Here is a 23,814-nt window from a genome sequence, read left to right as displayed (position 1 = left end):
AGAAATATAGGTTTTCATAATACATAACTATAATTAACTACCAATACCTCAAATACATTTTTGTTATATTTAGTCATGTTAATAATTTCAATTTGTGTTGACAATTCAAGTGAATTAAATAAATCTAACAGGTTATATTCTGAGAGTGTTTTCCCTTCTTTAGCAAGTAAAAACTTAAGATAAAATTCAATAGAAGAAGCTAAGTCCACAATAGCAGGGACTAGAGGAGTCTCAATTTTTCCATCTGGTAATAATCTTTGTTCAAGACATCTTTCAGCCGATTTCTTATATGAATTTGCATTATTTTTTAGCAACTGCAAATCCAATGTCTCTGAAGGAAGTTTCTTTAAAAATTCAATAAATTCATTGAATTCGGTCTTCTCTGGATATGTTACTCTTTTTTTGTCTCTTAATAACAATGGGATATCATCATCATCACAATTATCCAACTTTAGTGGTATAACAAGTCTTTTCGAGTTACCACAGAATTCAGCGTTAAGAATTGCACCATATTCTGCTCTTGTCCAGCCTGATGTATTAAGGTTATTACTTAAACATGGAATAACATATTTGCTCTTTTTTAAACCTTCTTCAATCTTTTGAATAATTGAATGACCAAAGCCAATTTGTTCAGCATCAACCCAATAAGTTATATTTTCCTTTTTTAAATCTTTAAGAATAGCTTCAATAATAGGCTTATCTTTCGATGAATGGCATATAAAAACATCATATTCAAACGAGTTTGTAATTTTGTTTCCTTTTGATGGATTGATGGTGGTTTTTGTAATATCAATTTCAGATATTTCATCAATCCCTATATTTTTTATTTTTTTGTCCAAAACAGCGGTTATTTCAGGAGGAAACTTCTCAGCACGAACATGTGCCACGACATCAGAGTTGTGATCAATTATAAGAGGGATATTTTGTCCAACCAGAACATCCAAAACAGGCATATTTTTGTTTTTAAAGTTAGTAATATAATCTTCCTTCACAAAGGAACCGTATGATTCAAAATCTTCAGGACACAAATTAACTTTAATACGAATTTTGTTAGTATCGACAAAATTGATATTTGTATAGTTATGCAACCACCAGTAAACACTATTTTCTGAATCTATAGAAAAAATCTTTACAGTCTCAATTCTAACACGTGTACTACTTATGTCGAGTTCATCAGCAAAACGCAGAAGGGAAGCAACCATCTTTTTGCGACTGCTAGGATAATCAGTGAAAAAATCAGAACAATCATTAATTGATAATTTAGAATGGAATTTACAGATATCCATCAAATCGTCCACAAGATCATAAGGTATACTTTTAATCCCATGCGATAACACCGGATATTTTCCTTCATACAGGTAGTCAATCCAAGCTGCTGAAAGAAAATGATGATTTTTGCGAATTTCTTTCTGTTCTTCCAGAAAATATTCATTTGTTGTTTTTGCGGTGAATGCTTCCTCAAACCTTGCACCTAACTTCTCAGCTTTCTCTTTTATTTTAGGATATTTGACAATATCGCATTGCATCCCAATATCATGCAAATAAATACCTGCAAGAAGTAGATAGATCTCCTGCTGAGAAAATTTTGCATCTGGATTTATCAAGAGTAACTTTTCTGCAAAATAAGCAAGTCTTTCACTGTGTTTTTCACCATGATCTGTATAGTCCTGAACTATTCGAGGGGTTTCATCTGCCCAGATAGTTTCCATTACTTCACGAATTGAAGTAAGGCTTCTTGATAACTTAATATCTGGAATATATTTTTTTATGATACGATTTTCTACTTCTGTAAATCCAGACATGATATCACTATACCTAACCTCGTTGTTCTGAACTCAAATAGGGAGAGTTTGACTTCTAATAATCTGATAAAACAAATGTGATATAAGCATTGCTAATTTCGTCTTAAAGTATGTTTTAATTAGTTTATGGGTATTCTAAAAATCGAGCTACACTCAAAAAATTCCCAATTAATAATTAATACCACCTCTACAATTATTCCCTTCATGTCCCCCAAAGCCCGCTGGCAGTTCTGGATAGACCGCGGAGGCACGTTTACTGATATCGTAGCCCGCAGCCCTGATGGAAAACTGATCACACACAAACTCCTTTCCGACGACCCTTCTCATTATAAAGATGCAGCCATGCATGGAATCCGCCAGATACTCGGGCTTCCTAAAGATGCACCCCTGCCTGCAGAACTGATCGAAGCCGTAAAGATGGGGACGACCGTTGGCACAAATGCGCTTCTTGAACGGAAAGGGGAACGGACTGTTCTTGCCATAACGCAGGGATTCGGAGATGCTTTGAGGATAGGGTACCAGAACCGCCCGGATATTTTTGCGCAGAAAATCGAACTCCCTGACCAGCTCTATGAAAGGGTAATCGAAGTTTCCGGAAGGTTCGGAGCCGACGGAAGAGAGCTTGTAGATCTGGATCTCGAAAGTGCGAAAAAAGAGTTTGAAGCGGCTTTCAAATCCGGGATTCGCTCAATCGCCATTGTTCTCATGCATGCCTATAGATATCCCGAACATGAACTCAAAATAGGAAGGCTTGCACGGGAGATTGGTTTTACGCAGGTTTCCCTTTCCCATCAGGCGAGCCCGTTAATAAAACTCGTGAGCAGGGGGGAAACGACTGTTGTGGATGCCTATCTTTCCCCGGTCCTCCGCAGGTACGTTGATATGGTCCAGCAAACTCTGGAAGAAAGAGGGGCAGAAATAGAAGAAAAAGAAGGCGAAAAGAAAGTAAGCCCGGAAGAAAAAAATCCTGAAGAGGAAAACAGGGGAATAAACAGTCCAAGACTCATGTTCATGCAGTCCAGCGGCGGGCTTATAGATGCGGACGCTTTTCAGGGCAAAGACTGCATCCTCTCCGGACCGGCAGGCGGAATTGTGGGGGCGGTTGCTACTTCTCTCATGGCAGGGGCACAAAAAGTAATCACTTTCGATATGGGAGGAACTTCCACGGATGTGGCTCAGTATAGCGGGGAATATGAACGCAGCCTTGAAACAGAAATTGCAGGTGTTCGCCTGCGTTCTCCTATGATGCGCATTCATACCGTAGCTGCAGGTGGGGGTTCAATACTTCACTACGAAGGAGGCAGGTTCAGAGTAGGCCCGGACTCAGCAGGGTCAGACCCGGGACCGGCTTCGTACCGAAAAGGAGGGCCTCTTACGGTTACTGACTGCAATGTTATGCTCGGAAAATTGCAGCCTGAGTTCTTCCCGAACCTTTTTGGGCCCGATGGAGACAAGCCCCTTGACTCCGAACTTGTGCGCAGGAAATTCGCAGAGATTGCAAAAGAGGTCTCTGAAAAAGAGAGGGCGGAAAAGGAAGTATCTGAAAAAGAGATCTCGGAAAAGGGGGGCCCTGAAACACAGTTTTCAAGCGGAGGCATTGTTCGGACCCCTGAGCAGGTAGCAGAAGGTTTTCTTTCGGTTGCAGTCGAGAATATGGCAAATGCCATAAAGAAAATCTCGGTTCAGCGGGGATACAACATAAAAGAATATACTCTCTGCTGCTTCGGAGGAGCCGGGGCTCAGCACGCATGCAGGGTTGCAGACAGCCTGGGGGTCAAAAAGATCTTCATTCACCCTTATGCAGGCGTGCTCTCTGCATACGGGATGGGACTTGCAGACCAGAGGCTGATAAAAGAGAGTTATGTGGGAGCCGAACTTTCCGACGGGCTGATAGATGAATTAAAGATCGTATTTGCCAGACTTGAAAAAGAAGGCCTCCTTATGATGCTGGAACATGGAGTGCGGAAGGAGTGCATTACTGCCCTCTTTAAGGCCCATATGCGTTATGCGGGATCGGATACGCAGTTAGCTGTGGATTTTGCGGATAAGGAAGCCCTCAGGAGCGAGTTTGAAGAAGCCCACAAAAAACGTTTCGGCTTTGTGATAGAGGGAAAAGCCATTGTCGTTGAAGCTGTTTCCGTGGAGACCATAGGGATTACTGAAAGAGTTTCGGATCCAGTGCTGGAAACCGAAGCAAACCCTGTTTTTTCTCCCGTTTCGGCAGTTCAAATGTATAGCTATGGGGAATTTCATGAGACTCCCGTTTTCCGGAGGGGAGAACTCAAACCTGGGACCTGCATAAGCGGGCCTGCGATTTTAATTGAGAAAAATACGACCATTATTATCGAACCCGGCTGGGAAGGAGAGATTACGGAACAAGATCATCTTCTCCTGCACCGCAAAATTCCTCTCCCTACCCATACTGCCATAGGGACCGAAGTTGACCCTGTAATGCTTGAGATTTTCAATAACAGGTTCATGTCCGTTGCCGAGCAGATGGGCTACACTCTGCAGAACACAGCTTACTCGGTTAACATAAAGGAGAGGCTGGACTTCTCCTGTGCGATTTTCGACAGGCATGGCAACCTTATAGCAAACGCCCCTCACATCCCCGTGCACCTGGGTTCCATGGGGGAGTGCGTAAAAGCCCTTATCCGGACACAATTTCAGGAGATGCGGGCAGGAGACGTCTACCTTATTAACTCCCCGTATAACGGGGGTACCCATCTCCCGGATATCACGGTTGTTACTCCAATGTTTGGCAGCTCTGGAGAGATCCTGTTTTATCTGGCTTCCCGGGGCCACCATGCCGATGTAGGAGGGATAAGTCCGGGTTCTGTTCCCCCGGGCAGCAGGACTATTGAAGAAGAAGGGGTACTCAGCGAAGGCATGAGAATAGTCAAACAGGGTATATTCTGTGAAGAAAATTTGAGATCCTGGTTGAATTCAGGGAAGTACCCCTCAAGAAACCCGGAACAGAATATGGCTGACCTCCGGGCCCAGGTGGCTGCAAACGAAAAAGGGCTTCAGGAATTGCACAGGATGGTTGAGGAATTCTCCCTTGAAACCGTTGAGGCTTACATGAACCATGTGCAGGATAACGCTGAAGAAGCTGTGAGAAGAGTTATTGACAGGCTTTCCGACGGAGAATTCACCTATACTCTCGATGACGGAAGTGCGATTAAAGTGAAGGTCACAATCGACCGCGAGCACCGGGGCGCAAAAATTGACTTTACCGGGACCTCACCCCAGCTTTCAAACAACTTCAATGCCCCTGCCTCGGTCTGCATGGCTGCCGTTCTCTATGCTTTTCGGACTCTTGTGAAAAGTGACATCCCCCTGAATGCAGGGTGTTTAAGGCCGCTTGAAATTATCATCCCCGAAGGTTCCATGCTCAGGCCGGAATATCCTGCAGCAGTTGTTGCAGGCAATGTTGAGACCTCGCAGTACATTGTTGATGCCCTTTTCGGGGCCCTTGGCACGCTGGCGGCTTCCCAGGGGACAATGAACAATTTTACCTTCGGAAACTCAGACTTCCAGTACTATGAAACCGTCTGCGGAGGAGCAGGGGCAGGCCCGGGATTTTCTGGGACGGATGCTGTCCATACTCACATGACCAACTCGAGAATTACCGACCCTGAGATCCTTGAAACGAGGTTTCCGGTTTTGCTGGAGGAATTTTCCATCCGGCAAGGGAGCGGAGGAGAAGGAGAGTTCAGGGGTGGAAACGGAGCTGTCCGAAAACTCAGGTTCCTCAAGGACATGCATGCTGCCATTCTTTCAAGCCACAGGAAACTCCCCCCCTTCGGGTTAAATGGGGGCAGGCCCGGAGAGTGTGGAAAGAACACGCTTATCTGCAGGGACGGGAGCATTATCAGAGTTGGAGGACAGGCTGAATTGGAGCTGGAACATGGAGACGTTTTTGTCATCGAAACGCCGGGCGGAGGAGGGTATGGGGGAAAGAAAGTCGCGGGGAGCCGGAAAAAATAATTGAGTCAACCAGGTAAGAAAAAGGACGTGAAGATAATAAAGAAATTAAAAAAGAAAAAAAGTTAAAAAACAGGGGTTGTTCGGAAAGCAGGTTTTCATTTTATGAGTCTGTAAGTATAGACAAAATCTCCTCCGGCTTTTCCGTCATTATCGCCATCCAGAGCAATTCCCCTTTCATCTATTATGAATCCGGATCCGGTTTCGCTTCCAAGCAAGGTAATCGTTATTTCAGCCCCGGTTTCGTCCATGGGATAATCTACATACGGGCGGAACATCAGAATTCTGGACCCCGAATCCAGCAATCCCTCAACAGGCTCTTCTGATGCGGAACTTCTGACTATTACGGTCTCTTTCGTAATGCTTGCACTATTCATGGGCATATCGAATTCGATCCAGATCGGGGAATCATGCCTGAAAGCGAATGTCTGCCTGTCAGGATAAATTGACTTCACCTTCGGAGGGACCTGGCCCTGTTTGAAGTTAAAGGGCAGAGATTTGAAAGCCTCTGGAAGGGACCTGTTACACAACCATTTTTTAGCAGCATATACAATTGCAGCCCCTGCAACTACCCCCAGCAGAAATTTACTCCAACCGTTCATTTTATGCAAAATCGTTCTCCTCCTCTCTTCTTACTGGACTTTGATTTCATGTCCTTTCTTTTTAGCAGAGTATTTTTTAAGAGCGTAAATAGCCGTAGCTCCGACTAACACACCAATAACTATTTTGCCAAGTTTCATGGTTGAAGATCCCCCACCCGTTTCATCTAATTTCACTTCTTTCACTTCTGTTTTCGGTATCGTTTCTTTTTTAGAGGTATCTACCTTGAGTTTTTCAAGCAGATATGCCCCGAGAACTAATTTTCCATATTTACTTAGCCCTTCACTCTTTTGAGATCCCCCGGGCTTAAGTTTCTTCATGATGTATGCGCTAAGCAATAGCTCACCATATCTTTTCATATTTATCAATCCTGAACCCCCTTTATTTATATTCCTTACCGGAGAGCCTCTTATTTTAATATCTTCCGGAAAAGAGAGGAATTAAACTTAAAACCTCTTTATTTATCCTATATCGCACCTAATATATAACGCCAACTATGCGACATATTAAAAATTTTATATTAATTCCGGATGTATAGTGGTTTATTTTTTCCCGGAATACATGAAAAATTAGGAATAAGCAGAAAAGCTAAAAAAGAACTGAGGAAAGAAATAAAAGAGAATAAAAAGAGAAATGAAAAGAGAAACGAGAAGAGGAACTAAAAAAGAAATTTGAAAAAATTCATATAATTTTAAAAGAATTTTTCAGATAAAGTTCTGTTACTTAAAGTTCCGTTACTTAAAGTTTCGTTACTTAAAGTTTCGTTACTTAAAGTTCTGTTACTTAAAGTTCTGTTACTTAAGTATGTTGAACTTGTATTCGAAATCTCCCCCGGCTTTTCCATCCATATCTCCGTCAAGAGACACACCTTTTACGTCCGTGATAGCTCCGGCGCCGGTATCGGTTCCTATTAAAGTAATGGAAACTTTGGCTTTACCATTTTCTGCAGGATATTTTCCATGAGGCCGGAACATAAGAATCCTCCCACCCGCATCAAGAAAACCATCCAGAGGCTCATCAGATACCGAACTTTTGACTATTACCGTATCTTTCGTGACTGTGGAACTGTTTATAGGTGCATCGAATTCGACCCAGATAGGGGATTTCATGTTATGGGAAAAAGTCTGGTGATCCGGATAAACAGCCCTCACCGTAACAGGAGCCGGACCGCGTCTAAACAACTTCCTGGGAACGGATTTGATTTTTTTGTGCATTTGCTGTTCCTGAATATATTTATCATAAGTGTACTTCAGCGTAATTCCGGCAACCAGACCTCCGACGATTCCAGCGACTGTCCCCGCGACTGTCCCCATTACCATTCCACCAAGTATATGTTTCTTTGTCAGTTCTATACCCCCTGATATTTTCAGATTCACCCTCAATCTGATTAACTTAATTTCATTTTATTAAGAGCACTATTTGTAACTGTATTTCCTGAATGAAAAGTCAATGTTTATAGAAGAATCAGTGTTATCAACTCTCAACAAGATAGAAAATTCCCGCTTAATTTTGAATTTAAACAGAATGTTTCTGTTAGCTTGTTGTTTCAGGCGCATATGCCTTCGGTCATATTATGAGGCATTTACGTCTTTTAAGATTCTTCAGGGAAATTGACTTCGTGGAAATTGACTTGATTTTTTTGTGTATTTGCTTCTCATGAATTAGTTTGTCATAACCATACATCAGTGCTATTCCTGCAATCATACCTGCAAGAACTCCACTGGCAGACCCCACTAAAAGACCCTCAAATATGTGCTTTATTGTCAGTTTTATACCCCCCAAGTTCTTTTATTAATCCAACAAAATAGCCTGTTTCTTACAGCTACTTATCCCAGTTTATATTATCAACATTATATATAAACAATAACAAAATAAACTATTTAAACAAATAGACATCTGTTCTTGATTATAATCGATAAAAAAGTAATAGAATAATAATATTTGAATAATAACTTTTGAATAACAACCTTTGAATAATAACTTTTGAATAATAACCTTTGAATAATAACATGAAAAATAACCTTTGAATAACAACCTGAAAAAAATCAAATCGGAAATCTTCATTCCGGTCCGAAAAAGCTTTTTGTATTATCGAAAAGAAGGTTAGGCTATGAAACAATCAATCGGAGCAAAACCCCTCTCATTCCCGACCCCTGCCTGGGTTGTCGGTACCTACGACATGAATGGAAAACCAAATGCCATGACTGTAGCTTGGGGAGGAATCTGCTGTTCAAACCCACCATGCATCAGTGTTTCCTTAAGAAAGGCTACTTACAGCTACGCCGGGATCATGGAAAATAAGGCATTTACTGTAAACATTCCTTCCGAAGCATATGTGAAAGAAACCGATTACTTCGGCATTGCAAGCGGAAAGGACGAGGACAAGTTTGAGTCAACCTGTCTTACTCCGGTTAGAAGCGAACTTGTGCCTGCTCCCTATATCGCAGAGTTTCCGGTTGTCCTTGAGTGTAAGCTTCTCCACAACCTTGAGATAGGGCTTCATACCCTGTTTGTAGGAGAAATCGTGGACATAAAAGCCGAAGAAGCCGTGCTCGATAAAAACGGAAATCCTGACATTGAGAAAATCCGTCCTGTGGTATACGGGACAGGGAACAGGAGCTACTACGGTATAGGGTGTAACCTGGGAAAAGCCTTTTCGATAGGAAAGAAGCCCTGAGAAAACCATCCAGTATCTAATTTGTAGGGCTGAGGGGTAGGTTGAGGGGTATGGTGAAAATGAATTTGCTGCCTTCCCCAAACTTGCTTTCAACCCAGATTTTTCCTGTATGCATCTCCACAAATTTCTTGACAAGAGAAAGGCCAAGGCCTGTTCCTTTCTGTTTTCCGTATTCGGAGTTCTCAAGCTGGATAAAAGGCTGAAAGATTTTTTTGGCTTCGGCTTCGGAGATTCCGACCCCCGTATCTTTGACCATAATTTTTGCTTGATCTCCCTCAACGCTGGCGTTAACAACAACGTATCCTTCTTCGTGAGTGAACTTAATAGCGTTATCCACCAGATTGTATAATATCTGCTTGAACTTCGTTCTATCGGCCCTTATGGTCGTCAGCCCTTTATCAACCATGCTCAGGATCTGGATATCTTTCTTTGATGCCAGAGGGGTAAGTAAAGTTTTGACTTCAGAAATCGAATCGGATACGGAAAACTCCTCTACTTCAAGTTCCATCTTCCCGGCTTCAACCTTGGAGAGGTCCAGAATATCATTAATCAGCTTCAGGAGATGATTCCCACTCACGGAGATATTGCTGACGTATCTCAGCTGCTTTTCGTTAAGCGGGCCAAAGTTTTGAGTAAACAGCATGTCCGAGAAACCTATGATCGAATTCAAGGGCGTCCTCAGTTCATGGCTCATGCTTGCCAGAAATTCACTTTTTGCTTTACTGGCAAATTCGGCTTCCATCTTGGCTCTTACAAGCTCGCTTTGCATTTTTCGATTATCCGTTATATCCGAAACGATCGAAAAAAGAAGTTTTTTTCCATCCATCAAGATGGGATAGCTGTATCGTTCAACATCTCGTAGCACGCCGTTTGATAAGCGGTGAGTAAAAAAGAAGTGGTTTGTGTCCCTGAACTTTTCCTGCTTCAGCCCTTCAATAATCTGTTCTTTTGGAAGTATATTAATATCGGCAATGTTAAGGTTGAGCATTTTTTCCCGGGTGTATCCGTAATAAGAACATGCAGCCGTATTTGCATCAAGTATATTCCCGGTATTAGGATCAAGCAGCATTATTACCGCGCGATTATTTTGGAATAGAAAACGGTACCGAGCTTCGCTTTCCTGTATTAGCTTTTCTGCTTTTTTGCGTTCGGTAATGTCTTCTACTATGTAAATGGTCTGGATATTGAACCCGTTTTCGTCCTTCAAGCCCGAAGAATTGACGTTGACATCCACGGGGTTCCCGTCTTTTCGAACCATCCTGTACTCTTTATTAAAGGAAAAACCCCTGTTTTCGACCTCCTCGGAATACTCCTCAAATTTCTTAATGTGATCCGAAAATAAGATGCTTTTAATGGCCTTCCCTATGAGTTCAAACCGCCTGTAGCCAAGAAGTTTTTCCGCACGGGAATTGCAGTCTACAATAACCCCTTTTTTGTCAACCAGAAGAATCAGGTTGGCTGCATTCTCAAACGTGGACCTGTAGATTTCTTTCTCTGCCCGTATTGCTTCCTCCGCCTTCCTGCGCTGTATCCCCATCCCCATTATGTTAACAGCTATTCGGAGTATGGACGCATCATCCGTTCCCCAACTCCCGGTATTGACCACATTGTCCAGCCCCATGAAGCCTGCAAGTTTTCCACTCACATATAGAGGTAACACGATCAGAGATTTGATCCCCTGTTTTCCTAGCACCTCTTTTTCCACTTCTGCCTCCGGAGGCAGGGCTGAAACATCAGGGATGTGGAGAACTTCATCATTTGAAAGTTTTTCCATCCACCAGGGGCATTCTTCGCAGGGAACATTTTGAAGGTTATTTTTCTGAGGCTCCACCCCTTCAGCACACCATTCATGTGTGTTATCGAAGGCAGTATCGTTTTCTCGAAGCAGGAAAATGTAACTCCTGCCAGCCCCGCAGAGCCTACCAATCTTTTCGAGGGTAACGTTGATATCCCTCCCAAGGCTGGCAGGAGCTATGAACATATTGGAAATTTCGAGCAGTACCTCCTCAATTTCCAGTTTGCGCCTTATTGATTCTTTTGAATTTATTCCGCTATTAAGGTCAAAGACCTCACCTGAATAACTCATAATAACCCCCTTATTTTCAGGCAGTATAGGAATTCTTTTCCTGATTCACCGGGTATTTCCGGATCTTTTTTAGCAACCCGTAATTAAAAGTAAAATCCTTCTCTCCTTTTTAAAAATCAGTAAAAATTTAGATTACGCGCTTCCTGAATTCTCTTTGTATACAAGTTTATTTTGTAAACTGTTTCGACTTTCCAGATAAAATATATATGAAATTTAAAGGATAAAATTATATCTATAGATATGTCCTCAATATTTTTTTATCGATATCGAATAAACCTGGCATTTTAATATAATACTTCTATATTAACACATGAGAAGTCTTAAACATCAGATCCTCAACATCAAAAGGTCTTCAAAGGTAAAAAATCTCAACGGAGAAAAATTCTCAACAGCGAAGAGTAGTCAAGTAAGGACAGCAGGGGTATTCCTGCCCCTTACTCTTTCCTAAAAACCTTTTTTGCCATGACTCTCCAGCCCTTGAAGTCTTTTCCTTCAAATTCTTTTTCAACGGATTCAAGCATGGTTGGTATATCCAGATGCTGCGGGCACTTTTCAACACATTCTCCGCATTGTACGCACTGGGAGGCATAACCCGGGACATCTCCTCTTATTATCCCTCCGGGTTTTGCCGCATACATGAGTTTTGCTTCTTTTTCATTCCCCGAGAGATAGAAATTATCGTAGATTTCAAAACAGCTCGGGATGTCTACTCCCGAAGGGCAGGGAATGCAGTACCTGCAGCCTGTACAGCCTGTTTTCATAAGTTCCCTGTATTTCCGTTCCACTCTCGTTACCAGCTGAAGCTCAGCTTCAGTCAGGGAATTCGGATAGGCTTCCCCGGCAATTTTCAGGTTTTCTTCAATATGAGACTCTTCGTTCATGCCTGAAAGCACAACAGTAACCTCGGGATGGTTCCAGATCCAGCGAAGAGACCATTCTGCAGGCGTTCGCTTTACCGGAGCTTCGTCCCAGACCTCCTGAACTGCAGGCGGGATAGGATATGTCAATTTCCCCCCGCGCAAAGGTTCCATTATAATTACGCTGAGCCCCTTTGAAGCTGCATATTCCAGCCCTTCGGTCCCTGCCTGGTTCTTTTCATCCAGGAAATTGTACTGGATCTGGCAGAAAACCCAGGGATAGGCGTCCACAATCCTTTTGAAATCCCCGATAGTCCCGTGGAAAGAAAAACCAGCATTTACAATGCGTCCGTCAGCTTTGGCTTTATCAAGAAAACTCAAAACATCGAGTTTTTCCATCTTTTCCCACAGAGCTCCCACAAGCCCGTGCACAAGGTAATAATCGATATGGTCCGTCTTGAGCCTCTCAAGCTGCGCATTCAGAATCCTGTCCATATCTTCCAGACTTTTCACGGTCCAGGAGGGGAGCTTTGTTGCAAGCTTGACCTTTTCCCGGTAGCCGTCAGTAAGAGCTCTCCCGACAAAAGGTTCACTCTCCCCCATGTGGTATGGCCAGGCTGTGTCAACATAGTTTACCCCGTTATCGATTGCATAGCGTAGCTGCTCTCTGGCTCTTTCTTCGTCTATCTTTCCTTCTTTAAGAGGAAGCCGCATGCATCCGAACCCGAGTATTGAAAGTTCGTCTCCGTTTTCTGGTATTTTTCTGTACAGCATTTCCAGTACCTTCTGTTTCAAGTTGTTTCCTTGATTTTTAAGGGTTTCTACTCTGGATTCCGGAAAAAATAAGGAATGGGTAATTTCGGATTAATCAATTAATATTGCTCAAAAGATCCGAAGCTAAAATTTTTTGTTTATCTGTTCTATTCATTGAGGGCTTAAGTTGTCCCGCCTTCAACGCAAAAAGTAACAGGAGAATTTATACTGTCAATAAGAGAAACTGAAATTAGAAACATCTTTCCTGTCCAAAGAATGCTCCCTTGACCCCATAACCTCAATTTAATTCACAGATAAATATAAGCGCCTCCACCAGCTTGTCTGGCGGCCCGTCCCAAAAGGAAATAAAAAATGAAACAAAGATAAAGAACTAAATTACTTCAGCTTGTCTGTTATTTTTCATCCTTACTCAAAGAACGACTCGGTACAGCAAATATGGTTGTACGGGTAAGAAAAATCGACTGATTTCACTCGACCGAAGCTTGCCACTCTAACCTCATTAGCGGACCTGGCGGGCGGCTCTGTCTTCATCAATTGTTCTGTCTTCTTTTATAGGGAGACGCATACAGCCGAAGTCCAGTATTGAAAGTCGTCTCCTTTCCCTGGAATTTTTCTGTACAGCATTCCGTTTTCTCCCCTTTTCAATGTATTGATTTTTCCACAGTTAACTTTCGTAGTCAGTCTCTCTTGAAGAGTTTTTTAGCCATAGCTATCCTCTGCTCCAGGTCAGGCCCTTCCAACTCCTCCGCCACGGCTTTGAGCAGCTCAGGGATTTTTAACCCCTGAGGGCATTTTTCCATGCATTGACCACACTCAGTGCACTGGGAAGCAAGTCCCCCGGGCTCGGAATTGGTAAGTAGCAATATTCTTAACGCTTAGAATACTGCTTAGTATAGGAGAGTGTAAAATGAAAGTTGGAGAATTGGAAACCGACCCAGCAATTCAGGAATGGTTTGCCAGCCTGATCCCAGGAGACGCGACAAAACAGGTGTACCTATATTCGATGCAGGAATACACCGAACACACCGGATTAAGCCCTATAGAGCTAATAGAGGAAGCCGAGGAAGAAATACAGGCGGGAATACTACCCAGGAAGAGGAAAATCAGGGCATACATGTTAGGGTTTAAGCAGGCATTAATCAAAAAAAGATTGTCAGATTTCACTATCCGAAGCCGGCTTACTGGTGTACGTTCATTTTACAAGGCGGCCTATATCGAAATTCCCGCTCAACTCAGCGATAGACGGCGACCAATGACAATAAAAGAAAATGATCAGGTCCCGAAGAAATCCGACATCCGAGACGTGCTTAAGGTTGCAGATCCCCTGGAAAAAGCAGTAGTGTTAACTGGAGTGAGTGCGGGGCTCCCATCTAATGAAATCCGGAAATTGCGTATAAGCGACTTCAAAAAAGGCAAAAACCCGGAAACAGGCATCACTACACTTGATTTAAGACGATTCAAGGCCAGAGTTGATTTTATTACATTTTTAACCCCGGAAGCGACTGCGGCAATCGACGAATATCTTGTTTATAGGGACAGAGAAGCTAAAGCCCCAACAGCCCGGAGAAAAAGACAGCTTGAAAACCAGCGAGTTGTATCTGATGACGGCTTTTTATTTATATTGCGGCAAATCCCGCCAGAATATGCAGAAACAGGGGACGAGATGTCTTAAAATGGCTAAAAACAATTTTAAATTGGTACTATATTAGATCTTTTTTAATTTCTGTGCGGCCTGTAACATCTCATTTCCAATCCTTATGTTTTTAAGACACTCCAATGATTCTGGATTTAATGCATCGTTACTTGAAATTACATTTTTAATCATATTTTCGGTGCTTGCTTCAATCATGGATTCTATACGGTTTTCAAAATCTCTTATTTCTTTTTCGGATATCATAGGATTTAAGATAATACTTTAAAGAATATAACTATAAGTGAGGCGGGGTGAAAGTATTATTTCTCTATAATGATCACAAAAAAATTTAACTCCTCGCCCATTTTAACACCCTTATCTTCAATTTGATGCTGTACTTATAGCAATCTTTCCAGAGAGGTATAACTGTTTTATTTTTCTCAGGAAAGTGAAATAATCAAAAGCTCGATTTGTTACTTAAATATGAAAATCTAAAAAAGCAAATTTTGAGTTATGGGATAGGCTCTTCAATAATAATATTGGAATATAAAATCCTCCATTATAATCAAAAAAAGTACAAAATCATACTTAATATGAAATAGTAATGCTATGAAGCATTATGATCTCGAGAAAAGTCCACTAAAATAAGGATTGAAATCATGTCCCTGAATATGGGTTCGGTATAATCTATGAGAATTGGGAAATGTATGAAAACAGATATGGTATCAAATTTTTGAGGATTCCGGATAATCGTATTCTAGATTAGAAGAGTTTTTTCTTTTATGCTTATTTAATAGAAATATTAATTATTAAATCAATAATATCTTTACAATTTATATATTTTATATATGGATAGTTGCAACTGTGTTCAAATATTATAGATTTTTGTGTTAATAGATGCAACAAATCAATTTGAGATTTATAGCGGCACTTGAAATTGAAAGGTATAATGTTACAAGGGGCAGACAAATGGCAAAGGGGGATAAAGAGTACTCACTATTTTCAGCTTCAATAGCTTTTCTTTTACTTCTCGTTATCTTTTCATCTACTGAATTGATATCTGCCGCACAAAGTGACTCATATACTGAATATGCATATGTACCGAATGAGAAAAGTAACACTGTCTCTCTAATTAACACAACAACCAATACTGTTATCTCTACTTTACTTGTAGGAAATGTTCCTTGCGGAGTCGCATTCAGTCCTGATGGACAAAAGGTATATGTGACTAATTTTGGCGACGATAATTCTCCAGGACGCTATTTTTCTGTAATTGACACAGCGACTCAGGAGGTTACAGACCAGCTTGTGGAAGGATTCAAACCTTCTGGAATTGCAGTCATTCCAGATGGAACATTATATGTAGCATGCTATTCTACTAACGACGTTTATGCAATTGATCTGGCAACCAACAACGTTTCCAAGATTCTTGTAGGATTACATCCCCGTGAAGTTACAGCTGTAACCACTCCGGATGGACTAAGGATATATGTGGCAAATAGGCACAGTAACGATATTTCTGTAATTGACACAACCACAAACACTGTTGTGACCAATGTAGGTGTAGGAACGGAGCCTTATGGAATTGCAGTTAGCTCATTGGGAACCAAATTATATGTGACCAACCAAGGAAGTGGCAATGTCTCTGTAATTGACACAGCAACAAATAAGGTTACAGCCAATATAACTGTAGAAAAATATCCTTCTGGAATAGCAGTCACACCTGATGAAAAATGGGTATACGTGGCGAACAAAAAAACTCCCAAAGGAACAGTCTCTGTAATAAGTACATCAAACAACACTGTAATAAAAACTATAGATGTGGGAAACAAACCTAGCGGAGTTGCAGTCACTTCAGATGGAAAATGCGTGTATGTAACAAATTCCGGCAGCAATACTACCTCTGTAATTAACACAACAACTAACATTGTTATCTTAACGATACCTGTAGGAATTCGTCCTTCTGGGTTAGGTCAGTTTATAGGGCATGTTGTAGGATCCAGAATAGAAACCAAGACGACTTTAGTTTCTTTATCCAATCAACAATCCGGGAAAACAAAAGAGCTTCAAGCTACAGTTAATGCAACGTCAGGAACAGAAATACCTTCAGGCACAGTTATTTTCATGGATGCAAACAACCCTATAAAAAATGGAAATAAGGATGTAATCTCTGGACAGGCAATTTTAGATATTTCATCGCTTCCTGTTGGTTCACATTCGATAACTGCAAGATATATAGGTAATGATAAATTTAGACCCAGCACGTCATCTTCATTTCCACTATCGATTGATGAAGGATCTCATTCTGGAAATGATTCTAAGTCTGATTACACTAATGCTATTATTGGTGCTGTTGCTGTTGTTTTATCAGCTATTATTGGTTTATATGGTGCCTACCTTAAACGAAAAGAGAAATAATATAAATTACCAAAAAGACGTCTCTTCTGTGAAAGTTTCAAGTTTATGAATTAAAAAAGTGGCGTTATTAACTAACTAGAGCTAACTCTTTATTTCTATTTTTCATCAATAGAAGGACAGAATACTTTAGCATTTCAAGACTCTTCGTATAACATTTTGTCTTTCGTCTCACCCTTGCCAGAAAGTGCCTCAATATAATATGCTGTTATATTCTTCAACTGTATACGTTTCTGCTTTGGATTGAGTATGGATAGTTTCAGGAATAAACTCTGCATATGCTCTCCAGCGATCAGTCATCACTTCTCCAATCTCTTTCTCCTTTAATTTTTCCCAGAGTAGTTGTCCAGTTTTCGTTCCTCTGCTACCAAAAGAGCAGTTGATGAACTTTTTCCCAACTCTATCAGCAGCAATCCAGATCCAGCAATATTTTTTTTGTTACCGATGTAAGTGTGCATCTCATCCAGTTCAACAATAGATATCTCATTTTCGCTTTTTAGCTCCTCTACCTCCTGACCAAATTTCTTTATCCATTTTTGGACAGAAACATGACTTACCCCTAAAAATCGTCCTATTGAGCGAAATCCTAATCCCTCAAGATAAAGTTGCAAAGCCTGTCTCTTAAAAGTAGTGGAGCTAGAAGTTGATTTTATCTCCACTGAATAGTTATATCCACAATCATGGCATTTGTAGCGTTGACGTCCACAAACTATACCGTTTTTTGTGTGATTGGAATTTTTGCATCTTGGGCAGTTCATGCAGAAATATAGGTTTTCATAATACATAACTATAATTAACTACCAACACCATTAAATACTTATTCTGAGAGAAAACCCCAGTCAAGTATCTCCATTTCATATTGATGTTCTGAATGAGGACTTCATCCATCACCAACATTAATAGTTTATATTAGTATGAGCGTAATCAGACGAAAACCTGTAAATAAGTGGAAGTTCATCAGGATCTCTGAATCTCCCCTCCTCAATGACCCGACAAACCATAGCATTACATCCGTTAACAGCTACACCAAGAATAGGAAAAAGAAGGCAAGGACTTGGAGCTTGAGTTGTTTGACCATCTGCTGATTCCTTAACCCTTTAATACCAGAGGATTCACCACATTCTGGGGCTTGCCCTTCGCAAACATCTCAACGTTCTCAATACTGAAATAAGTACACTCATCTAGAGATTCTTCAGACAAAAATGCAATATGCGGAGTCAACACTACATTATCCATCACTAGAAGTGGACTATTCATTGGCAAAGGCTCTTTTTCGAAGACATCCAGCCCTGCTCCAGCAATCTTTTTTTCCTTAAGAGCTTCTATGAGTGCAGCTTCATCAACCACTTTTCCCCTGGCAGTGTTAATTAATATAGCAGTTGGTTTCATCTTTGCCAGTTCTTTCGCACCTATCATATGCTCTGTTTCGGGTGTAAGAGGCACATGCAGTGTGACTATATCGCTCTCTGAGAGCAGAGTGTCCAGATCGACGAACTTTACTCCCAGCGCCTTTGCCCTCTCAGGACTGGGGTGAGCCGTTACAGAGAGCACATTCATGTTGAACCCGTGTGCGATCTGTATCACCCTCTTACCTATTTCACCTGTTCCCAGCACGCCTATGGTCTTGCTCATGAGCTGGTTGCCCACATAGTACCTCCAATCGAATAACCCTTCTCGCAGGTTCATATCTGCCAGATGGACTCTTCTGTGCAGATTAAGGGCTAAAGCAAAGACAAACTCCGCCACCGACTCGAAGGCATAACTGGGGACGTTCGAAACAATCACTCCGTTATCAGTGGCCGCCTCCATATCTACATTATCGAAGCCCGTCTGCCACAGAGAGATAAGCTTTAGCCTGGGCGCAGAACTTATAGCCTTGGCGTCAACTCCGTATCTTCCTACTATTACAACTTCAGCATCCTTTATTCTCTCAATGAATTCGTCATGAGAGAAAGGCACATTTTTGTAAATTTCGAGTTCGCCCAGCGCTTCGAGCCGCTTTTTGTACTCTTCCGTCAGGAATATGGGGTCTGCTACTACTATCTTCATACGCCACCCTGGGAATTAAAATACTGCACAGGATTATCGTCAAACTTCCTGCAGGAAAAGCTGAAAAAACAGTACGCTCTGCCTTTGTGCTCTGACCTGAAGATAGCTAACTTGCTTTCACATCTCATCTTGCCCGGTTCCAGGTTCCTCATACCTGCCACCCTCAGGACTCGATATACTTCTCCGGATTTTCATCAAACTTCTTTTTATCCGAAAGGGCACAGAAGTAGTACGTGTTTCCTTTGTACTCACTCTTGAACCTTGCATCCTTCTCATCCAGTTTCATCTTACAAACAGGATCAACTACCGTCATAATAACCCCCAATGATTTAAGATGCGTCAAGTTATTTTTATTTTATCACCCGATGCTTAACCATAAAGTCGGAATTCTCAAATCATCCAGAGCACGGGATAAATTCTGAGTTTCAGCCATACAGCCGGGATATACTTATCCAGACTCTACCAGACCCTTTTGCCTCACATCTTACCTCAGAAAAAAATAATTCCAGACCAGCATGAAAACATTGGATCTCACTCCATTAGAAAGCGAACGGTCAACTCTGCAAGGATTCCAAGAATCAGGATCAGGGTCACGACCATCAGTGCAGTCGACCACAAACCTGCATCGTAAACCCTCAAGGACTTTCTCACACTCTTCGAGCCCAGCAGCAGCCCGGAAAAGAGCACGAATAATATTATTGTTATTATGCTCACGGACATCCAGTGATGACCCGTAAGCTCCGCCAACGATTGTCTAAAACCGGTTGACAAATCATGGGTGATGATGATGCAGCCGGTTAAAAATATGGTAATTACAGCCGCTGCTATGAAAGTTGCTGATTCTTTCATCTCAAACCTCCGTTCCCGTCTTTCCGGCATTGGATATAACCGCTCCCATCAGGAACATGAGTAGCACCATGAAGAGCGCCAGGTAGGCAACCATCGTCAGGGCGCGTCTGGACTTGGTTTCACCCTGGAAAGCATCTCTATCGAAGATGTGAAGGGTAATGGAAAGAGCAAAAACGATTATGGGAAGGAAAACAAAGATGTGCTCTTTTGCCTCCATCACAATCTCATGCGCCCAGGGGTGCGGCCCTGCAAGGATCACAGGTTTTACCCGAAAGCCATAGGCAGTTAGATAGTTGTAGCCTCCTGCTATCCAGCATCCTGCAGTTACCAGAAATGCTGTAAAATAGCTTGCTATCCTGGCCCTGGCAAGTGACTTATCTGCTGCATATAGTATTTCCAGAAATATCCAGACAAGAGCAAGGGCAGCCAGGCCTCCAGATATCGAATGCAAAAGGACAAGACTACTCTTTGTCCCGGCAACAACACCATTGTACAGTCCCCAGCTGGCATCAATAACCAGGATTGGTGCAAGGGAATAGCCCACTATTTTGTGCAATCCTCTGTACCGGGCTCTATTTTTTAAAACCAGACCTGGGATAATCTGAAGAACTATGATTAAGATGAGGATCAAACCAAGCTTTCCGTGAACGGATGACAGTATCGATTCTCCGTGCTGCAACTTTATCAACAAACCGTAGATAAATGATCCAAGCATGAAGGTTCCAAAGTAAATGCCATCCCTTTTATGAAGCTTAAAAATATTACCCCGGCTTCTCTTTATTCTTCCCCTAAGCATGGCCCCGGTTGTAAGAGTATAGACCATCAGCACCAGGCTAATGATAGCTATCAGGGCATGACCCACCCAGCTCTCATACACTAGAGCAATACCACCAATAATTAAAAGCAAAACCAGACCTATGTATATATCCGATATTGCTGATCTTCGGTTTGATTCTTCAGAAATTTAGAACCCCCCAATACTGCCTTATTTTGAAAGCTCCTCAGCTATTTCAGTTACCCTAACCGGATCCGGTTCTGGTCTAAAACCAAATCACACAAGGTGAAGACCTGATTGGTCAGAAGAATTCTTCGATATTCGGAACCGCTTTTTCTAAAAAACTGTTCACATGCGAGATCTCCTTTAATGATGCCTTAGAACATGAATAGCCCCAACGAACTCTTTCACGGACACCCTTTTCGAAAAAATACAGTCATAATAAAATATGATTATAATAAATATTATAATTAGTATAATATTACTTTATTATATCATTTAAAAAAAGTCCTGGATTTCAACGGGCACTTCTTTCAGATCTGGATCCGATCCCGAAAACATAATGCATTAACGCAGTCAATATAACAAAAGTATGCTTGCGTATGAGGAAACTATTTTCATAGCTCTGCTCACGCTGCTGGCAAGCGTGATCGGAACTCTGGCCGGATTCGGGATATCCACAATTATGGTGCCCATTCTTCTGATGGTATTTCCTCTGCCTCAGACCCTGCTTCTGGTGGGCATAATTCACTGGTTTAATGATATCTGGAAAATGATCTTATTCCGGAAAGGCATAAGATGGAAGCTTTTCCTTACCTTCGGCCTTCCCGGAATCTTCACAAGTTTCATAGGATCATCTTTATCCTTGAGAATCTCCCAGGAGGTCCTTTCAAGAGCTTTAGGGTTGTTCCTCCTGGCTTATGTTATTTTCATCATCATCAACCGGACCTTCAAGCTTAGCCAGAGGTTATCGGTAGCAATGTCCGGTGGAGCCCTTGCCGGATTTTTTGCAGGTATCTTCGGCATCGGCGGGGAGATAAATGCGGTAGCTCTAAGCACTTTTAACCTCGAGAAAGCTGCTTATATCGCAACTGCAGGTGCCATATCTTTCATGATCGACTCTACAAGGATAGCAACCTATATCAAAGGAGGTACCGAGCTGGACCCTGTCATTTTATCAGGTTTTCTGATCTTCATACCCGCATCTTTAATCGGGGCAATGATCGGGAAAAAAGGAGTTGAAAAAATACCCCAGGGAAAATTCAGGAACTTTGTAGCAGTATTCATACTTTTATTGGGCCTGAAGCTGGTGCTGTTTCCATAGCTTGATAGTACCTTTTGTTTATGATTCCTGTGCATTTTTCGTGACCTTGCGCCCCTTATCAGGCTAATAGTGAATGGATAATGTGACAGAACAATTCGGAGATGAATACAGGGAAATAAATGCGGAACAAGGGACTTTTGGTTCCAAAGTTGAGCATCCTGGATAACAAAAATAAAATTTAGTTAAACTAAGCTCTTCACTTTCAAAGATATGCCTCGGTGATATACCTTCGCATCATTCTATGGCTGTTGAAATAATAGGCGGTCTTGGAAATAGAACTTCTCATCATCTCTCTCCACCCGTCCCTGTCATGATAAAATTTGGGGATGATCAGATATTCCATCTTATTGTAAAGATCTTTAATCTCAATTCTTCTCCTTTCATTTTCTCCTATGGGTACCATGGGATAAGGCCCGATGGCCCAGCCGTTGACGCCCTCAATGCAGCCCTCTATCCACCAGCCGTCCAGGATGCTGAAATTGATAGCTCCGTTGCAGGCGGCCTTCATCCCACTTGTGCCCGATGCCTCCATTGGGGGCAGGGGCGTATTCAGCCACACGTCCACGCCGGAAACCATCCTTGCCGCCAGATCCAGATCATAGTTCTCCAGGTAAACCGCCTCGACCTCCCCCCTCAGCCCGGCCATGTAATTGTAAATCTCTTTAATGACGCGCTTCCCGGCATCATCTTTAGGATGCGCCTTGCCCGCAAATACAAGCTGCAACTTTCCAGTTCGGTTAATCTCTTTTAACCTCTCCGGGTCAGAAAATAACATTGCAGCACGTTTATAAGCAGTGGCCCGGCGGGCAAACCCCAGAGTTAAGACGTTGATATCCATAATGACGCCAGTTTTCTCAGCGATATGGTCTAATAGAGCCTTCTTGGCTTTCAGATGAGCGTTCCAGATCTCCTCATGCGAGACCTCATCCACCCTTTCCAGAAGTTCCGGCTCATTCGCCCAGCCTGGGACATACCTGTCGAAGAGCTCCCTGAAAAACTCACATGTCCATCTACAGGGGGTGAACTCCGTTGGTTATTCCCCGAAGGTGGTATCCGGGAAAGAGCCTTCTGGAATATTCCATATGCGCATTGGTCACACCATTCACATATTTGCTCAGATTCAGGGCCAGATACGTAGCATTTAGATTGTCCACTCCTGCATATTTTTTTATATTTTCCGGAGGAAACTCTTCTCCCAGTAATTTTTGTACATCTGCGTAAGAGAACTTATCAAAAGCAGCTGCTACCGGCGTATGGGTAGTGAAAATGCATAAATCCCTGGTTCTGTCTGTGTCCATGCCGTTTCTCTTCAAAAGCTCCAGGGTGAGCAGGCTCGAATGTCCTTCATTCATGTGATACTTGCGGATCTTGAAGTTCAGGGCTTTGAGCATTCTCACGCCTCCGATGCCCAGGACTATCTCCTGTTTCAGCCTGTATCTGTTGTCGCCTCCGTAGAGGAAGCTGGTAATCTCTCTGTCATCTCGAAAGTTTTCCGGCAAATCTGTATCCAGGAAGAGGACTGGAACCAGTCCACCGGTGGGGCTCTGTTAGTCGTAGATCCATGATTTGATCTTCACCTCATTGCCTCCAATCCTGACATTCACTGTTTCCGGCAACGGTCTCAGGGATCTCGATGGGTCCCAGTCCTCCGGGTACTCCAGCTGATCGCCGCTATCCGTTATCTTTTGTTTCAGGTACCCTTTTCGGCTCAGTAAAGTGACCGCGACCAGAGGAATTTTCAGATCTGCGCCGGATCTTATAGTGTCTCCTGCCAACACGCCAAGCCCGCCGCTGTAGGTGGGCATTTCACTCTTCAGGCCCACTTCCATGGAGAAATAGGCGATTCTCGGACTCTCCAGAAAGCTGCGTTTATGCTCCTCGTTGCAGAAGTAATATGTGCCACCCCTAATTTCCGCCTTAAACTGCGCTTTTTCCGTGTCTATGGGCATTCCATAAATGGGGTCTATCTGGATCATAGACAGTGTA

21 protein-coding genes and 2 pseudogenes are annotated in these 23,814 nt (G+C 42.3%); 6 read left to right on the top strand and 17 right to left on the bottom strand.

Annotated elements, in window-relative coordinates; translation table 11 throughout:
* Positions 1-14 precede the first annotated feature (14 nt).
* The gene (locus tag MSSIT_RS21275) at positions 15-1,802 is read right to left on the bottom strand and encodes a toll/interleukin-1 receptor domain-containing protein (RefSeq protein WP_052721623.1); all 1,788 of its coding nucleotides are present in this window, start codon (positions 1,800-1,802) and stop codon (positions 15-17) included.
* Positions 1,803-2,006: 204 nt separating this feature from the next.
* Between MSSIT_RS21275 and MSSIT_RS11415 the strand changes: the two genes are divergently transcribed.
* The gene (locus MSSIT_RS11415; RefSeq protein ID WP_048172478.1) at positions 2,007-5,792 is read left to right on the top strand and encodes a hydantoinase B/oxoprolinase family protein; all 3,786 of its coding nucleotides are present in this window, start codon (positions 2,007-2,009) and stop codon (positions 5,790-5,792) included.
* Positions 5,793-5,887: 95 nt separating this feature from the next.
* Here the strand turns inward: MSSIT_RS11415 and MSSIT_RS11410 are convergent, their stop codons facing one another.
* Both MSSIT_RS11410 and MSSIT_RS11405 read right to left on the bottom strand, forming a co-directional pair.
* A complete protein-coding gene (locus MSSIT_RS11410) occupies positions 5,888-6,391 on the bottom strand; it encodes an Ig-like domain-containing protein (protein WP_048172476.1) in 504 nt (167 codons plus the stop codon).
* Positions 6,392-6,421: 30 nt separating this feature from the next.
* The gene (locus MSSIT_RS11405) at positions 6,422-6,748 is read right to left on the bottom strand and encodes a hypothetical protein (RefSeq protein ID WP_231590545.1); all 327 of its coding nucleotides are present in this window, start codon (positions 6,746-6,748) and stop codon (positions 6,422-6,424) included.
* Positions 6,749-6,919: 171 nt separating this feature from the next.
* Between MSSIT_RS11405 and MSSIT_RS25325 the strand changes: the two genes are divergently transcribed.
* Positions 6,920-7,051, top strand: a complete 132-nt coding sequence (locus MSSIT_RS25325) for a hypothetical protein (protein ID WP_269430784.1) — start codon at positions 6,920-6,922, stop codon at positions 7,049-7,051.
* Positions 7,052-7,183: 132 nt separating this feature from the next.
* On the opposite strand, the gene MSSIT_RS11400 is transcribed toward MSSIT_RS25325, so the two are convergent.
* A complete protein-coding gene (locus MSSIT_RS11400; protein WP_052721761.1) occupies positions 7,184-7,702 on the bottom strand; it encodes an Ig-like domain-containing protein in 519 nt (172 codons plus the stop codon).
* Between the two features lie 253 nt (positions 7,703-7,955).
* A complete protein-coding gene (locus MSSIT_RS11395; RefSeq protein WP_048172472.1) occupies positions 7,956-8,171 on the bottom strand; it encodes a hypothetical protein in 216 nt (71 codons plus the stop codon).
* Between the two features lie 328 nt (positions 8,172-8,499).
* On the opposite strand from MSSIT_RS11395, the gene MSSIT_RS11390 reads away from it, so the two are divergent.
* Entirely contained in the window at positions 8,500-9,066 is a 567-nt protein-coding gene (locus tag MSSIT_RS11390; RefSeq protein WP_048172470.1) for a flavin reductase family protein, read from the top strand.
* Between the two features lie 16 nt (positions 9,067-9,082).
* On the opposite strand, the gene MSSIT_RS21270 is transcribed toward MSSIT_RS11390, so the two are convergent.
* From MSSIT_RS21270 to MSSIT_RS22070, 3 genes are all read right to left on the bottom strand, one after another.
* Positions 9,083-11,152 carry a sensor histidine kinase gene (locus MSSIT_RS21270; protein ID WP_052721622.1) on the bottom strand — a complete coding sequence of 690 codons (2,070 nt, stop codon included), beginning with the start codon at positions 11,150-11,152 and terminating at the stop codon, positions 9,083-9,085.
* 434 nt (positions 11,153-11,586) lie between these two features.
* Complete coding sequence (locus MSSIT_RS11380) at positions 11,587-12,783, bottom strand: aldo/keto reductase (protein ID WP_048174724.1); 1,197 nt, start codon at positions 12,781-12,783, stop codon at positions 11,587-11,589.
* A gap of 677 nt (positions 12,784-13,460) precedes the next feature.
* Entirely contained in the window at positions 13,461-13,646 is a 186-nt protein-coding gene (locus tag MSSIT_RS22070; protein WP_315968677.1) for a 4Fe-4S dicluster domain-containing protein, read from the bottom strand.
* 44 nt (positions 13,647-13,690) lie between these two features.
* Here MSSIT_RS22070 and MSSIT_RS11375 point away from each other — a divergent pair, with 44 nt between their 5' ends.
* Positions 13,691-14,455, top strand: a complete 765-nt coding sequence (locus MSSIT_RS11375) for a tyrosine-type recombinase/integrase (protein WP_048172469.1) — start codon at positions 13,691-13,693, stop codon at positions 14,453-14,455.
* 33 nt (positions 14,456-14,488) lie between these two features.
* Here MSSIT_RS11375 and MSSIT_RS11370 read toward each other — a convergent pair whose 3' ends face one another.
* Positions 14,489-14,680, bottom strand: coding sequence for a hypothetical protein (locus MSSIT_RS11370; protein WP_048172466.1), 192 nt, complete (start codon positions 14,678-14,680; stop codon positions 14,489-14,491).
* A 705-nt stretch (positions 14,681-15,385) separates the two neighbouring features.
* Between MSSIT_RS11370 and MSSIT_RS11365 the strand changes: the two genes are divergently transcribed.
* Positions 15,386-16,834, top strand: coding sequence for a YVTN family beta-propeller repeat protein (locus MSSIT_RS11365; protein ID WP_052721621.1), 1,449 nt, complete (start codon positions 15,386-15,388; stop codon positions 16,832-16,834).
* A gap of 67 nt (positions 16,835-16,901) precedes the next feature.
* On the opposite strand, the pseudogene MSSIT_RS22065 reads toward MSSIT_RS11365, so the two are convergent.
* The 5 genes and pseudogenes from MSSIT_RS22065 to MSSIT_RS21265 all read right to left on the bottom strand — a co-directional run bounded on the left by MSSIT_RS22065 (position 16,902) and on the right by MSSIT_RS21265 (position 20,606).
* Positions 16,902-17,589 (bottom strand): annotated as a pseudogene (locus MSSIT_RS22065) (IS1 family transposase).
* Between the two features lie 331 nt (positions 17,590-17,920).
* Entirely contained in the window at positions 17,921-18,880 is a 960-nt protein-coding gene (locus tag MSSIT_RS11355) for a 2-hydroxyacid dehydrogenase (protein WP_048172464.1), read from the bottom strand.
* Positions 18,881-19,043: 163 nt separating this feature from the next.
* The gene (locus MSSIT_RS22060) at positions 19,044-19,193 is read right to left on the bottom strand and encodes a YHS domain-containing protein (RefSeq protein WP_082088968.1); all 150 of its coding nucleotides are present in this window, start codon (positions 19,191-19,193) and stop codon (positions 19,044-19,046) included.
* Between the two features lie 218 nt (positions 19,194-19,411).
* Positions 19,412-19,729: a hypothetical protein gene (locus MSSIT_RS11350; RefSeq protein ID WP_048172462.1), complete on the bottom strand. Its 318-nt coding sequence runs from the start codon at positions 19,727-19,729 to the stop codon at positions 19,412-19,414.
* A 1-nt stretch (position 19,730) separates the two neighbouring features.
* Complete coding sequence (locus MSSIT_RS21265) at positions 19,731-20,606, bottom strand: hypothetical protein (RefSeq protein ID WP_052721620.1); 876 nt, start codon at positions 20,604-20,606, stop codon at positions 19,731-19,733.
* 490 nt (positions 20,607-21,096) lie between these two features.
* Here MSSIT_RS21265 and MSSIT_RS11340 point away from each other — a divergent pair, with 490 nt between their 5' ends.
* Positions 21,097-21,828 carry a sulfite exporter TauE/SafE family protein gene (locus MSSIT_RS11340; protein ID WP_048172461.1) on the top strand — a complete coding sequence of 244 codons (732 nt, stop codon included), beginning with the start codon at positions 21,097-21,099 and terminating at the stop codon, positions 21,826-21,828.
* Positions 21,829-22,030: 202 nt separating this feature from the next.
* On the opposite strand, the pseudogene glgP reads toward MSSIT_RS11340, so the two are convergent.
* From glgP to MSSIT_RS25540, 3 genes and pseudogenes are all read right to left on the bottom strand, one after another.
* Positions 22,031-22,777 (bottom strand): annotated as a pseudogene (gene glgP, locus MSSIT_RS25550) (alpha-glucan family phosphorylase); the annotation flags it as partial.
* Between the two features lie 61 nt (positions 22,778-22,838).
* A complete protein-coding gene (locus MSSIT_RS25545) occupies positions 22,839-23,327 on the bottom strand; it encodes a hypothetical protein (protein ID WP_315968676.1) in 489 nt (162 codons plus the stop codon).
* Positions 23,328-23,375: 48 nt separating this feature from the next.
* Positions 23,376-23,804, bottom strand: coding sequence for a hypothetical protein (locus MSSIT_RS25540; protein WP_315968675.1), 429 nt, complete (start codon positions 23,802-23,804; stop codon positions 23,376-23,378).
* Positions 23,805-23,814: the final 10 nt, after the last annotated feature.

Origin of the sequence: Methanosarcina siciliae T4/M, assembly GCF_000970085.1 — an archaeon.
Taxonomy (GTDB): Archaea; Halobacteriota; Methanosarcinia; order Methanosarcinales; family Methanosarcinaceae; genus Methanosarcina; species Methanosarcina siciliae.
Note: the sequence above shows the minus strand (reverse complement) of the source record. Positions and strands in the feature narration are given on the sequence as shown.